Here is a 14,197-nt window from a genome sequence, read left to right as displayed (position 1 = left end):
TGGTGGGCGGTCATGCGCGGTACACCTACCGGCTGCGCGTGCCGTCCACCGCTCGCACCGTCCTGGTGGCGGAGTGGGACCGGTGCCGCTGGGTGTGGAACGAATGTGTCGCCAAGTCCAAGACCGTGCACCCGCACAACAAGTCCACCGGTCAGAAGGCCACGTGCGGCCCGGCTCAGCTCGACAGGATGCTGACCGCAGCCAGGCAGAGGACGCCGTGGCTGCGTGAGGGCTCTTCGGTTCCTCAACAGCAGATCATCCGCGACTTCGGCCGCTCCCGCGCCAAGGCGCACAAGGACATCCGCGCAGGCCTGCCCATGGCGTGCCGGGCTGGGATGCCGAAGTGGAAATCCAAGCGCGAGGCACTGCCGACCCTCAACTACACCCGGCGCGGGTTCCGGTTGAAGGGCGGTCGGCTGCATCTGGCGGGCGGCATCGTCGTGGTGGTGGTGTGGTCGCGGGAACTGCCGGGTGAGCCGTCCTCGGTGCGTGTGTACCGGGACTGCCTCGGGCACTGGTACTGCTCCTTCGTCGTGCCCGCCCAGGTACAGCCCATGCGGGAGACGGGCCGCGTACTCGGTGTCGACTGGGGCGTGAGGGAGACCGCGACCACCACGTCCGACGCGTACGACCTGCCGCACGCCGGGTACGGCAGGAAGGCCCAGGCGAAGCTGACCCGGTACGACCGGATGATGGCCCGCCGCAGGCCGAAGAAGGGGCAACCGGCGTCGAAGGGCTACCGCGAGGCGAAGAAACTGCGGGCGAAGGCGTACAAGCAGGCCGCCAGGCAGCGTGAAGACACGGGCCGTAAGTGGGCCAAGAAGGTGGTCCGCGACCATGACGCTATCGCTGTGGAGGACTTCCGCCCGAAGTTCCTCGCCAGGACCACCATGGCCCGCAAGGCCGCTGATGCCGCCATCGGCGCCACCAAGGCCGCTCTGGTGGCGATGGGCCGCAAGCATGGGCGGGACATCCGCCTTGTCCACCCCGCGTACACCACGATGGACTGCGCGCACTGCGATGCGAGAGCCAAGCATCGCCTGCCGCTGGGTGAGCGCACCTACACCTGCGCCGTGTGCGGAACCGTGTCCCCACGGGACAAGAACTCCGCACACGTGATGCTCGTCCGGGCTGGTCTCAACCCGGCTGGTGCTGATGGCGGAAGACCTCCTGGAGCGCTGCTCCAGGAGGCGGCCTGAGCCAGGAATCCCCTCCCTTCAGGGAGGGGAGGATTCAAAGCGAGCACCCATGTCGTTGACAGGTTGCGGCCCTAGTGTCCCCTGCCATGACCGAACCCCAGAAGAACACCCCCGCGAACGGGCGGGACATGACGAGGCGCCGGGTCGTCGTGGCGGGCGGCGCCGTGGTCGCGGCAGCCGGTGTGGGCACCATCGCCGCCACCACCGCCTCGGCCTCCCCCGACGGTTCCACCTCCGCCGCCTCCCCGTCGGCGTCGGCCTCCTCCTCGTCCCAGGAGGTCTGCTACCGGCTCACCTCGGAGACCACCGAGGGTCCGTACTACATCGACGCCGACAAGATCAGAAAGAACATCACGGAGGGCAAGGAGGGCATCCCGATGACCCTCCGGCTCAAACTCATCGACTCCGTCACCTGTAAACCGCTCGCGAAAGCGGCCGTCGACATCTGGCACTGCGACGCGCTCGGGCTCTACTCCGGCTACGAGGACTCCAGCAGCGGCGGCGGCACCCCGCCGACCGGAGCCCCGCCCACCGGTACGCCGACCGGGGAGCCCACCGGCACCCCGCCCACCGGGGCCCCGCCCGGCGGCGGCCACCAGGACCCGACCGACGACAAGCGGTACCTGCGCGGCACCCAGCTCACCGACCGGCACGGCTTCGTCGAGTTCACCACCGTCTTCCCCGGCTGGTACCGGGGCCGGTGCGTGCACATCCACACCAAGGTGCACGTGGACGGCAAGCTGACCGACTCCGGCTACGAGGGCGGCCACGCCTGCCACACCGGGCAGCTCTTCTTCGCCGAGGAGGCCGTGCTCGACTCCGCCGAGGTGGCGCCGTACAGCACCAGCACCACGCCGCGCACCACCCTCGACGAGGACGGCATCTACCCGGGCAACGGGGCGGAGGGCGGTCTGCTGAAGCTCCAGTACCGCAAGGGGAAGATCGCCAAGGGCGTCGTCGGCTCGCTCACCCTCGGGGTCGACCCCGACGCGACCAACGACGGCACCGGCATGTGACGGCGGCCCCCGGGGAGCTCGTGGGGGGCTCTCCGGGGGTTCCGCGCTCCCCGGGCCGCAGCGCGGCGCTCAGCGCGGGAAGAGGTCGGTCAGGCGGCGGTCCACGCCGCACGGCTCGCCCCGCTGTGCGCGGGCGGCGCGGTGTACGGCGCGCAGCAGGCGGCGGGGTGTGGTGCGGTGCTGCCACAGCACCGCTCGTACGCCGTACTCCATCACCGTCAGCAGCTCCGCCTCGCGCAGCTCGCCCGCGACCAGCACCACCCGCTGCCGTCCGCCCCGTACCAGGTGGCGCAGCTCGGCGCCGGCGCGGGCGTCGAGGCGTTCGGCGAGCATGACGGCCACCGTGCCGGTCTGGTGCGTCAGCTCGACGCCCGGCTGCTGATCCAGATGGCGGACGACCCCGGCCCGCGCGAGCGGATCGGGGCCGTGGACCGACACCGTGACACATGGGTCCGGCACTGGGTTCCTCGACTTCCCTGTGGAGGTTTCCTCCACAGGGTCATCGCGCGGGCTAAACGTACGGTTGCCGAACGATCGACGCCGTTACTTGGCCTTGGGCTCGGTGGGCTCCTCGGCCGCCACCGGCTCCTCCGTGCCGCCGAAGCGCTCCCGGTAGGACTCCAGGTCCTCCTCGGTGATCTTCGCGAAGAGCACCGGCGGCACCGTGAAGGCCGTGCCCGCCGGGACCGAGGACAGCGACCTGGCCTCCTCCTGGCCGACCCACCGCGCGGTGTCCCCGGCCAGCGCGAACGCCGACCGCATGGCCGCCGCCGACGCCGGGATGAAGGGCTCCGAGACGATCGCGTAGAGGTGGATCAGGTTCATCGCCGTGCGGAGGGTGAGCGCCGCGGCCTCCGGGTCGGCCTTGATCTCCAGCCAGGGGGCCTTCTCCTCCAGGTAGGAGTTGCCCGCGCTCCACAGGGCGCGCAGCGCGGCGGCCGCCTTGCGGAACTGGAGCGCGTCCATGTGCTCCTCGTACTCCGCGAGCAGCCGCGCGATCTCCTCGCCGAGGCGCTCCTCGGCCTCCCCCGCGGCCTTCCCGGCCGGGACCTCGTCGCCGAACCGCTTACGGGAGAACGACAGCACCCGGTTGACGAAGTTGCCGAGGGTGTCCGCCAGGTCCTTGTTGACCGTGGCGGTGAAGTGCTCCCAGGTGAAGGAGGTGTCGTCGGACTCGGGCGCGTTCGCCATCAGGAAGTAGCGCCAGTAGTCGGCGGGCAGCACCTCCAGCGCGGCGTCCGTGAAGACCCCGCGCTTCTGCGACGTGGAGAACTTGCCGCCGTAGTACGTCAGCCAGTTGAAGGCCTTGACGATGTCGACCTTCTTCCACACGTCCCGGGTGCCGAGCAGGGTGGCCGGGAACATCACCGTGTGGAACGGGACGTTGTCCTTGGCCATGAACTCGGTGTAGCGGACGGTCGTGTCCACGTCGTACCACCACGACTTCCAGTCGCGCTGCGCCGGGTCCTTGTCCGCCCACTCCTTGGTCGCGCCGATGTACTCGATCGGGGCGTCGAACCATACGTAGAAGACCTTGCCCTCGGCCGCCAGCTCCGGCCAGGTGTCCGCCGGGACCGGAACGCCCCAGTCCAGGTCGCGGGTGATCGCGCGGTCCTGGAGCCCCTCCGTCAGCCACTTGCGGGCGATGGAGGAGGCGAGCGTCGGCCAGTCCTTCCCGCGCTCCTCGACCCAGGCGCCGACCTCCTCGGCCAGCTTCGACTGGAGCAGGAACAGGTGCTTGGTCTCCCGGACCTCCAGATCGCTGCTGCCGCTGATCGCGGAGCGGGCGTCGATCAGGTCGGTGGGGTCCAGCACCCGGGTGCAGTTCTCGCACTGGTCGCCTCGGGCCCGGTCGTAGCCGCAGTGCGGGCAGGTGCCCTCGATGTAGCGGTCGGGGAGGAAGCGGTCGTCGGCGATCGAGAAGACCTGCCGGATCGAGCGCTCCTCGATGAAGCCGTTCGCCTTCAGCTCGCGCGCGATCCGCTGGGTGATCTCGACGTTCTGCGGGGAGGAGCTGCGGCCGAAGTAGTCGAAGGCCAGGCCGAAGCCGTCGTAGATCGCCTTCTGCGCGTCGTGCTGCTGCGCGCAGAACACGTCCACCGGCAGCCCGGCCTCCTTGGCGGCCAGCTCGGCCGGGGTGCCGTGCTCGTCGGTCGCGCAGATGTAGAGCACCTCGTGGCCGCGCTGGCGCATATAGCGGGCGTAGACGTCGGCCGGGAGCATGGACCCCACCATGTTGCCCAGGTGCTTGATCCCGTTGATGTAGGGAAGGGCGCTGGTGATGAGGTGTCGAGCCATTGCAGGCTGCTCCCAAGTCGGTACGGTGGGTGACTTTCGGCCTGCCGCGCGGGCGGCGACGGCCGCCCATATCGTATCTGAGCAGTGAGGGCCACCCGCGCGGTATTCCGGTGCGCGGACGGCCCTCGTCTGTGTGCTGTGTCGGTCTTACTTGAGCACGCCCGCGGCCCGGGCGCTCTCCAGCCACCCCGGGAACGCCTTCAGCAGCTCCTCGTACAGCTCGGCGTCGGACAGTGACCGGGGGTCGAGACCGGCGTGGAAGAACGCCGCGTTGTCGAGCGCCCGCTTCTCCGGCACGGCGAGGGCCGGGGAGGTGCCGAGCTTACGGAGGAAGTCGAACCCCTTCGCCTCGGGGTCGCCGAACCCGACGAACTGCCAGAACAGCGGCAGCCCCGCCGCCTCGCACAGCGCCTTCTCGGCCGCCGCCTTGCCGGTGGGCGCGCCGTCCGTCTGGAAGATCACCAGGGCGGGGTCCTTCGTGCCGGACGCCTTGTAGTGCTCGATCACCGCTTCGACGGCCCGGTGGTAGTTCGTGCGCCCCATGTGCCCGAGCGAGGCGTGCAGCTCCTCGACGCGGCCCTGGTGGTCGTCCACGCCGATCTCGGCGGTGCCGTCGATGTCCGTCGAGAAGAACACGATGGGCAGGGTGCCGCTGTCGTTGACGCTCGCGGAGAGGGCGAGCGTCTGCTCGGCGAAGTGCTGGACGGTGCCGTCCTTGAAGTAGTTCCGCATCGAGCCGGAGCGGTCCAGTACGAGGTAGACGACGGCACGCGTGCCGCCCAGCCCGCGCCCCGCCAGGGCGCCGGACGCGGCGGCCCCCATCCCGGCCAGCGGCCCACCGAGGGCGGCGGCGGCCTGCGCCTCCGGTGCGACGTCCGCCGGGGTAACGCCCTCGCCCGCAACGGCGGCGGCTACCTCGGGCGCGGCCGGGGCGGCCTTGTCGTCGGCGTTCGCCTCGGCCGTGGCGTCGTCCGCAGCGGCTGTCTCCGGCTCGGCCACCGCGTCCTTGGCGGACGCGGCCGCCACCGGCTCGGGGGCGTTGTCAGCGGGGGCTTCCGCCGCTGCGGTCGGCTGGTCGTCCGGCGTAGCGGTCGCTGCCGGGGCGGGTGTTGCTTCCGCGCTGGCGCTGTCGGCCTTGGCGTCGTCCGCCGGGGTGTCCTTGGCGTCCGCAGTCGCGGCAGGCGTGCTGTCGGGCGTGGTGGCGGCGGCTTCGGCCACCGGGGCGGCCGCGTCCTCCTGCGCCGGTGCGACATCCGTCGTGACGTTGGCCGGGGTAACGACGTCGCCTGCGACGGCGGCGGCCACGTCGGGCGCGGCCTGGGTGGCCTTGTCGTCGGCCTTCGCCACGGGCTCGCTCTCGGCGTCCGCCTCGGCCTTGGCGTCGTCCGCCGGGGTGTCCTTGGCGTCCGCAGTCGCGGCAGGCGTGCTGTCGGGCGTGGTGGCGGCGGCTTCTGCCACCGGGGCGGCCGAGGGCTGGGGCTCCGGGGCGGCGTCGGTTGTGACGTCGGCCGGGGTGATGACCTCGCCTGCGACGGCGGCGGCCACCTCCGGCTCGGCCTGGGCGTCCTCGGCGGACGCGGCGGCCACCGGCTCGGGGGCGTGGTCAGCGAGAGCTTCCGCCGCTGCGGTCGGCTGGTCGTCCGGCGTAGCGGTCGCTACCGGGGCGGGTGTTGCTTCCGCGCTGGCGCTTTCGGCCTTGGCGTCCTCCGCCGAAGTGTCCTCGGCGTCCGCAGCTGTGGCGACTTCTGCTGCCGGGGTGGGCTCGTCGGCGGCTTCGGCCGTCACCGGCTCGGGCGCTGCGTCGGTGCTGGCGGTCGGCTCGGGCTTGGCCTCGGCCGTGGCGGTGTCGGCCGGGGCGGGCTGGTCGTCGGCGGTTGCCACGGGCTCGCTCTCGGCGGCCGCCTTCGCCTCGGCGTCCTCGTCCGCCGACGTGGGCTGCGTCTCGGCCGGGGACTTGGGCTGGTCCTTTGGGGCCTTGGGGGTGGCGGGGGTGCCCAGGATTTCGTCCAGGGTCTTCAGGGGCTCGGCCAGAGCCGGGTCGTGGGCGGGTTCTTCCGGCGCCGGGTCGGGCTTCGGCTCGGGAGCCGACTCCGACTCGGATTGGGGGGCCGGGACAACTGCCGCCTCCGGCGCAGCGGAATCGTCCACCCGGGTGTCTCGGGAGCGTCCGAATACTTTGCGCAGTAGGTCCCGTATGCCCATGGGAGATACCTCTCACGTGTTCGAGTGCGGTGCATGACGGCGCATGACCGTGGTGTCGAAAGGCTAGCGGTCCGACCGGCTGGTTTCGGTCGCCGATTCCGGTCGCCCGTCGTTCACCTTCGGTTCACGGTGCGGTCGTCGTTGTGCGGTTCTACACGCCTAGCTTCGCGGCCAAAGGATTCCGACGTCATGTCGGCGGGGGCCGCCACGATGTGACGTCCTACGGAGGGGAAGTCGTGCCCAAGCTCCTGCCGCTCATCAGCTCACATCCGGGCGGTCGTTCCGCACTGACCTGCCGGTACCGCTGTGGTGACGCTTGTTTCCACGAGACGCCGAACACGAGTGACAACGCCTACGTGGGGGACGTCATCGCGGGCGCCCTGTCGCGCCGTTCGCTGATGCGGGCGAGTGCCGTGGTGACCGTCGCGGCGGCGACCGGGGTCGCGGCCGTGGGGCAGGCGCCCCGGGCCGAGGCCGCGTCGGGCAAGCCGGATCCCAAGGGCAAGCCCGCCCGTGGGCTGCGCTTTCCCACGGTCGCGCCGAACACGAAGGACGCGGTGGTCATCCCCGAGGGACATGACCAGAACCTTGTCATCCGCTGGGGCGACCCGATCCTCCGCGGGGCTCCCGCCTTCGACCCGGACAACCAGTCGGCGAAGGCCCAGGCGGGCCAGTTCGGCTACAACAACGACTACATGGCCGTGCTGGACGTCCCGCACGAGCGCGACCGCCAGGTGCTGGTGGTCAACCATGAGTACACCGACGAGGTGCTGATGTTCGCGGGGTACGACGCGGACAACCCCACCCGGGAGCAGGCCGAGATCGGCTGGGCGGCGCACGGGCTGTCGGTCGTGGTGGCGGAGGAGCACCGTACGGTCGGCAAGCTGACGGCTGTCCCGCGCCACCAGCTCAACCGGCGGATCACCGCGACGACGCCGTTCGAGGTGACGGGCCCGGCGGCGGGCGGCAAGCTGCTGCGCACCACGGCGGACCCGTCCGGCAAGCGCATCCTCGGCACGCTGAACAACTGCGGTGGCGGCATCACCCCGTGGGGCACCGTGCTGTCGGGCGAGGAGAACTTCAACCAGTACTTCGCCAACGCCGACAAGGCCCCCGACGCGACCTCGAAGACGCGCCTGAAGCGCTACGGCTTCGAGGAGGGCGCCTCCGAGCGCAAGTGGGAGCGTTTCGACGACCGCTTCGACGTGGCGAAGGAGCCCAACGAGCCGAACCGGTTCGGCTGGGTCATCGAGGTGGACCCGTTCGACCCGGACTCCACCCCGCGCAAGCTCACCGCGCTGGGCCGCTTCAAGCACGAGGCCGCCGAGCCGAGGCTGACGACCGACGGCCGCCCGGTGCTCTACATGGGCGACGACGAGAAGTTCGACTACTTCTACAAGTTCGTGTCGGCCAAGCGCATGATGAAGGGCGGCAGCCGCACCGCCCGCGAGCACAACCGCACGCTGCTGGACGAGGGCACGCTGTACGTCGCCAAGTTCACCGGTGACAGCCCGGCGAAGGAGATCGACGGCTCCGGGAAGCTGCCCGACGACGGCGAGTTCGACGGTTCGGGCGAGTGGATACCGCTGGCGACCGGCGACACCTCGCACGTGGACGGGATGACCGCCGAGGAGGTGTACGTCTTCACGCGGATCGCCGCCGACAAGGTGGGCGCGACGAAGATGGACCGCCCCGAGGACGTCGAGCCGAGCCCGCGCACCGGCCGGGTCTACATCGCGCTGACGAACAACACCGACCGAGGCAAGGACGGCAAGGCGCCGGTCGACGAGGCCAATCCGCGCAACGGCAACAAGCACGGCCAGATCCTGGAGCTGACCGAGCGCCGCAACAACCCGGGCTCCAAGAGCTTCAACTGGCGGCTGTTCCTGGTGTGCGGCGACCCGGAGGACCCGAGCACGTACTTCGGCGGCTTCCCGAAGGACGAGGTCAGCCCGATCTCCTGCCCGGACAACCTCACCTTCGACGCGTTCGGCAACCTCTGGATCTCCACCGACGGCAACGCGCTCGGCAACCACGACGGGCTGTTCGGGGTGGCGACGGCGGGGGGCAGGCGCGGTGAGGTGCGGCAGTTCCTGACCGTCCCGAACGGCGCCGAGACCTGCGGCCCGATCGTGCAGGACCGGCGGGTGCTGGTCGCGGTGCAGCATCCGGGCGAGCTGGACGGCGCGAGCGTGGAGAAGCCCGCGTCCACGTGGCCGGAGGGGCCGGGCACGCTGGTCCGCCCGTCGGTGGTGAGCGTCTGGCGGCGCGACGGCGGCGACATCGGCGCCTGACCACCGCGCGGCGAACGACCCCTGGTGCCCGCACGGGCCCAGGGGTCGTTCACGTCGTTCGCGAGATCCGATTTGGTGATGACGCCGTAGGGGAAGAGCATTTCGGGACCCCTTGGCGGGGAGCGAGGGGAGATACGGGGAAGCACGACGGGGAAGTACGACGGGGACGGGGAAACAATGAGAAGGACCGCATTGCTGGACAGTCCGCTCGCGCTCATGGACACCACGATGGACCAGCTCCGCACGCTGGTCGTGGTCCATGAGACCGGTACGGCGCTGGGCGCCGCCCGGGCGCTGGGGCGGGAACAGGCCAGTGTGCAGAAGCAGCTCGACACCATGAACCGCAACTTCTCCGAGCTGTGCGGTGAGCCTCTGGTGCTCAAGCAGGGGCGCGGCAAGGATGTGCTGTTCACCGGCACGGGCGAGGCGCTCGTCGCGTTGGCGGGGGAAACGCTGGGCGACTGGCTGGACGGCATCCACGGCTCCCGCCGTCGCCTCGGCCGGAGCCTGATGGTGGGCACCACGCGCCTCACCCTCGGCTATCTCGCGAGCGCCCGGGAGCGGGTCGCCGGGGAGTTCCGGGAACGCGGGATCGACCTCAGGGTCGGCCATGTGCGGACCCGGGACGTGCTGGCGAAACTGCGCGCCAAGGAAATCGATCTGGTGTGCGGGAGTGTGGTGACCGAGCCGGGGACCCAGCCCACCGAACTCGACGCCTTCGACGTGATGGAGTGGCGGCGCAGCGCGGTGTCGCTGGTGACCAATCTGCCGGTGGACGAACTGCCAGGACCGGCCGTCGAACGCGGCGAACTGGCCACGCTGCCGCTGGTGGTCTCGGCGGGCGGGGTGATGGCCGGGGTGCTGCACGCCTGGTTCGGCGCCGGATACCGCGACACCCTGCGCATCGCCGCCGAGATCGACAACGTCAACTACGGCTTCGAGCTGCTGCGTTCGGGGGTGGTGCGCGGCTGCATGCTGGTCACCGGGGGCGTCGCGGACGCGGCGGGCGACCCGCAGGCGGCGTACGCGCGGGGCTTGCGCGCCGTCGAACTGGCCCATGACACCGGGCCGAAGCTGGAGGTGCTGCTGGGCGCCTTCACCCGGCGCGGTGAGCGCGCGGGGTACGGCGCCGACCATCCGCTCAACCTGCTGTGGAACGCGCTGGAGGCGGAGAAGGAGCGGTGGCGGCGCGAGCGTCACGGGCCCGGCGAGGGGCCGGCCCAGGACCCCTTCGAACTGGCCACCGCGGACGACCCGGACGCCCTCTAGCCCGCGTGCAGGTCCAGGTCGACCAGCAGCGCCCGGTGGTCGGTGTTCCCCAGGTCCAGGAAGCGGGCGGTGCGCGGCCGCAGCGCGTCGCTGACCAGCACGTGGTCGATCTGCGCGCCCAGTACCGGGGTCGTGGTGCTCGGCCAGCTCGGCGTCCGGGACAGCCCGGTGGCCCGTGCGCTGTCCCGCATGCCGGTGTCCAGGAGGTCCCGGAAGGCGGCGTGGTCCTGGGTCGCGTTGAAGTCGCCCGCGATCAGCGTGGGGGCGTCGCCGCGCCCGGCCGCGTACGCGCGCAGCCGCCCCAGCTCGGTGCGCCACACGTCCAGCTGCCCCGGCATCGGCGGCATCGGGTGCGCGACCTGGAGCCGCAGCCGTACGCCCGCGATCCGCGCGACCGCGCCCGGCATCGACAGCTCCCCGGCCACGCCCCGCGCCCGGGTCAGCGGGAAGGCGCTGAGGATCGCCGAGCCCTCGGCGGGGCTGCCGGTGACGATCTCCCGGTACGGATACGCCTTACGGACGGCCGCCGAGCCGAGCGCGTCCGCGCAGTGGACGTCGCACTCCTGGACGGACACCACGTCCGGCCGCTCCCGGCGCAGCGCGGCCAGCAGCCCGTCCGTGGCCTGGCCGAACTCCAGGTTCGCGCTGAGCACCCGCAGCTGAGCGGCGACCGGGCCGCGCGGCGCGGGCGCAGGGCCGGGGTCGTACGGCTGGATGAACCAGCCGGTCACCGCGGCGGTCAGCAGCGCCCAGCCGCACCCCAGCGGCCAGCGCGCGGCCACGCTGAGCAGCAGCCCCAGCAGGGCGGGGACCAGCAGCCAGGGCAGAAAGGCCAGCAGCTGCGGTACGGGCGTGACGCCATCGGTCCCCACGGCCCGGCACCCCAGTACGACGCTCACCCCGCCGAGCAGCGCCACCGCCCACCAGGCCGCCACTCGGCCCCGTTCGGGTAACCGGACAAGGCGGCGGACAGCGGCCCGCCGACCGGACTCGCGCCCGTCGGCACGGTCCGCAACGACAGTCGTCTCCACGCGGGGCCTCTCGTTCGGTGAGGGAACGCCCATTGTCCCGCGCCCACCCCGAAACCCCGAGCCGCCCTGGGGTTCCGCAACCAGGCTGCGTGTGGGCGGCATTGACGTCACGTCAGCAACGCCGGGAAGTCAGCCCCCGGCCCCGCGGCCTCGTGGCGCACCCGGCCGCCGGTCCCCGCCCCCGGCGGTCCGGCCGGGCCGCCGGGGCCCTTGGGGCATTGACCGGCTCGCGGCAGTCGCAGCGCCGGTGCGGTCTCGGCCGCGTGGCGCACGCAGGCGTGCGGCGCCCGCGGTCCGCGGCGGGGGCGTGGGGCGCGGGCCCGGCTCATGGCCGTCGCAGCGCCAGCACGGTGTCGACCGTGCGGCACGCGAACCTCGCGGCACACCGGCGTGCGCCCGGCGGCCGGGCGCGGGGCGTGGGGCCGTCTCAGGGGCGCCGCAGGGCCAACACCATCTCTACCGTGTCCGCCTCGGCCGCGGGTTTGTCCTCCCGGTAGCGGAGGACGCGGGCGAAGCGGAGGGTGACGCCCGCCGGGTAGCGGGAGGAGCGCTGGAGGCCGTCGAAGGCCACCTCCACCACCAGCTCGGGACGGACCCGCACCACCCAGCCGTCGTCGCTGACCGCGATCCCCAGCAGCGCCTCCGTCTGCCACTCCAGCAGCGCGTCGGTCAGGCCCTTGAAGGTCTTGCCGAGCATCAGGAACGTGCCGTCCGGGCGGCGGGCGCCCAGGTGGAGGTTGGAGAGCCTGCCGGTGCGGCGGCCGTGGCCCCATTCGGCGGCCAGGACCACCAGGTCCAGCGTGTGCACCGGCTTGACCTTCAGCCAGGACGCGCCGCGGCGGCCCGCGCCGTACGGGGCCTCCAGGCCCTTGGCGAGCACGCCCTCGTGGCCCCGCTCCAGCACGTCGGCGGCGAACGCGCGCGCCGCCCGCCGGATCTCCGGGGCCGCCGGGTCCTCGGCGAGCAGCTGCCGCACCCGGCGCGGCGCGGGGGCCACCCGGGACAGCTCGGCGTGGCGCTCGCGGGTCGGCAGCGTGAGCAGATCGCGGTCGTCCACGGCGAGCAGGTCGAAGAAGACGGGGGACAGCGGCAGCGCGGCGGACGCCCCGGCGATGTCGAGCCGGGAGCCGACCCGGGCGGAGGTCTCCTGGAACGGGCGCGGCCGCCCGGCCTCGTCCAGCAGGATCACCTCGCCGTCGAGTACGGCCCGCCGCACGGCGAGTTCGCGGGCCGCCGCGACGACCTCGGGCAGCCGGTCGGTGATCTCGTCCAGGGTGCGGGTGTAGATCCGTACGTCGTCCCCGTCGCGGTGCACCTGGACCCGGATGCCGTCCAGCTTCTCCTCGATCACGCACGGGCCGAGCCGGTCCATGGCCTCGTCCAGGTTCCCCGCGCTCTGGGCGAGCATCGGCAGCACCGGGCGCCCCACCTCCAGCCGGAAGTCGGCCAGCGCGGCCGGGCCGCGTGTGAGCAGCGCCTCGGCGACCGCGCCCAGCGAACCGCCGAGCATCACCGCCCGGCGCACCTCGGCGGGCGGCGCGCCGACCGCCTGCGCCAGCCCCTCCACGGCCAGCGCCTCCAGCGCGCCCTGGCGCAGCTCCCCGCCGATGAGCCCGAGCAGGAAGCGCTGCTCGTCCTCGGTGGCGTCGGCCATCAGCGCGCCGACGAGGCGCTTTCGCTCCGCCCCGGCGCCGGTGCCGGAGACGGCGGCGATCCGGCTGAGCGCGGCGTCCACGTCGAGGACGGCGAGCCGTGGCGCGGCGGCGGGCTCGTGCCGGTGGCGCAGGGTGGACCAGCCGACACCGGTGCGGCGCTGCGGCAGCTTCCCCGCGAGATAGGTGATCACCACGGGGGCCTCGGCGGGTTCGGTGCGGCGGAACAGCCCGGCCAGGGCGGCGATCTTCTCCGAGCGGGCGGAGGTGGCCGCGACCTGCCGGGAGGTGCGTGCGACATCGGCCAGCAGCATGGCTCCACCCTGCCTCCGCCACCGCCCGGCCGCACGCCGTCGCGTACGCGCCCGTGGCGTACGGCCCGGGCGCGCCCGTGGCTACACCGACGGGCTCCGTGTCACCGGCGGACGGGCCGCCGATGACACCGCCCCCGTCGTCATCGGGCTTCGGGGTAATCCGGTCCGTCGCCCCGGGGGTCGGGACCCTGACCGCCGCCGCGGGTGTCGTAGCCCTGGCCGCCGCCTCGGGTGTCGTACCCCTGGCCGCCCCCGCCGCCTCGGGTGTCGTAGCCCTGGCCGCCCCCGCCGCCTCGGGTGTCGTACCCCTGGCCGCCGCCCGTGGGGCCGCCCGCCGCGCTCATTCGCGCTCCGCCCATTCCGGGTTCCGTGCCCTGGCCCCCGGTGCACAGGGCCCAGATGACGAACGCGTCGATGAGCATCAGGACCGTCGCCCACAGCGGGGTGTACGGCAGCCACAGGAAGTTGGCCAGCAGGGCGAGTCCCGCGATCACCACACCCGCGGTCCGGGCCCACATCGCTCCGGTGAACGTCGCCAGTCCGGCGACCACCAGGACGATGCCGACGATCATGTGGATCCAGCCCCACCCGCTGAGGTCGTAGCTGAAAACGTAGCTCTGGGTCTCCACGAACACCCTGTCGTTGCGTACGGCCGCGATGCCCTGGGCCAGGGTCATCAGACCACCGAAGAGCATCATGACGGCACCGAAGACGAGACGTCCGCTTACCGCGCCGTGGGCGCGTGGGGCGGTTCCGGGGTGGACTCCACCCGCGTGAGTGGCCATGTCGGGCTCCTTCGTCAGGCGCGATCGACGGCCCGGCGGCCGCCGTTTCGCGGCAATTCGGGTGAATTGCCCTGATGTCAGGTTTACACAGTCCGCCGGGCTCGGCACCCCGCGTTCCGGGCGGCCGCCTGCACGCA

At 72.4% G+C, this 14,197-nt stretch carries 10 protein-coding genes; 4 read left to right on the top strand and 6 right to left on the bottom strand.

Annotated elements, in window-relative coordinates; translation table 11 throughout:
* Nucleotides 1–38 precede the first annotated feature (38 nt).
* Together ACWC5C_RS26800 and ACWC5C_RS26795 are read left to right on the top strand one after the other, a co-directional pair.
* The gene (locus tag ACWC5C_RS26800) at nt 39–1,199 is read left to right on the top strand and encodes an RNA-guided endonuclease InsQ/TnpB family protein (RefSeq protein ID WP_450879320.1); all 1,161 of its coding nucleotides are present in this window, start codon (nt 39–41) and stop codon (nt 1,197–1,199) included.
* Between the two features lie 86 nt (nt 1,200–1,285).
* Complete coding sequence (locus tag ACWC5C_RS26795; RefSeq protein WP_385445518.1) at nt 1,286–2,215, top strand: intradiol ring-cleavage dioxygenase; 930 nt, start codon at nt 1,286–1,288, stop codon at nt 2,213–2,215.
* A 69-nt stretch (nt 2,216–2,284) separates the two neighbouring features.
* Here ACWC5C_RS26795 and ACWC5C_RS26790 read toward each other — a convergent pair whose 3' ends face one another.
* The 3 genes from ACWC5C_RS26790 to ACWC5C_RS26780 form a co-directional block, all read right to left on the bottom strand.
* Entirely contained in the window at nt 2,285–2,674 is a 390-nt protein-coding gene (locus tag ACWC5C_RS26790) for a DNA-binding response regulator (RefSeq protein WP_385445519.1), read from the bottom strand.
* Nucleotides 2,675–2,758: 84 nt separating this feature from the next.
* Complete coding sequence (metG, locus tag ACWC5C_RS26785; RefSeq protein WP_450879318.1) at nt 2,759–4,513, bottom strand: methionine--tRNA ligase; 1,755 nt, start codon at nt 4,511–4,513, stop codon at nt 2,759–2,761.
* A gap of 147 nt (nt 4,514–4,660) precedes the next feature.
* Entirely contained in the window at nt 4,661–6,661 is a 2,001-nt protein-coding gene (locus tag ACWC5C_RS26780) for a VWA domain-containing protein (protein ID WP_450879316.1), read from the bottom strand.
* 290 nt (nt 6,662–6,951) lie between these two features.
* Here ACWC5C_RS26780 and ACWC5C_RS26775 point away from each other — a divergent pair, with 290 nt between their 5' ends.
* Both ACWC5C_RS26775 and ACWC5C_RS26770 read left to right on the top strand, forming a co-directional pair.
* Nucleotides 6,952–9,009, top strand: a complete 2,058-nt coding sequence (locus tag ACWC5C_RS26775; RefSeq protein WP_450879314.1) for a PhoX family protein — start codon at nt 6,952–6,954, stop codon at nt 9,007–9,009.
* Between the two features lie 216 nt (nt 9,010–9,225).
* Nucleotides 9,226–10,278 carry a LysR family transcriptional regulator gene (locus tag ACWC5C_RS26770; protein ID WP_450879313.1) on the top strand — a complete coding sequence of 351 codons (1,053 nt, stop codon included), beginning with the start codon at nt 9,226–9,228 and terminating at the stop codon, nt 10,276–10,278.
* On the opposite strand, the gene ACWC5C_RS26765 is transcribed toward ACWC5C_RS26770, so the two are convergent.
* The 3 genes from ACWC5C_RS26765 to ACWC5C_RS26755 all read right to left on the bottom strand — a co-directional run bounded on the left by ACWC5C_RS26765 (nt 10,275) and on the right by ACWC5C_RS26755 (nt 14,060).
* On the bottom strand, nt 10,275–11,342 hold the full coding sequence (locus ACWC5C_RS26765) for an endonuclease/exonuclease/phosphatase family protein (protein WP_450879312.1): 1,068 nt from the start codon (nt 11,340–11,342) through the stop codon (nt 10,275–10,277). The two genes, ACWC5C_RS26770 and ACWC5C_RS26765, sit on opposite strands and share 4 nt — an antisense overlap.
* 394 nt (nt 11,343–11,736) lie before the next feature.
* Entirely contained in the window at nt 11,737–13,275 is a 1,539-nt protein-coding gene (locus ACWC5C_RS26760; protein WP_450879310.1) for an ATP-dependent DNA ligase, read from the bottom strand.
* A 140-nt stretch (nt 13,276–13,415) separates the two neighbouring features.
* Complete coding sequence (locus ACWC5C_RS26755) at nt 13,416–14,060, bottom strand: DUF7144 family membrane protein (protein WP_450879308.1); 645 nt, start codon at nt 14,058–14,060, stop codon at nt 13,416–13,418.
* Nucleotides 14,061–14,197: the final 137 nt, after the last annotated feature.

Source organism: Streptomyces sp. NPDC001700 (assembly GCF_053596435.1).
The sequence above is the reverse complement of the archived record's forward strand: the minus strand, read 5'-3'. Positions and strand labels throughout refer to the sequence as shown.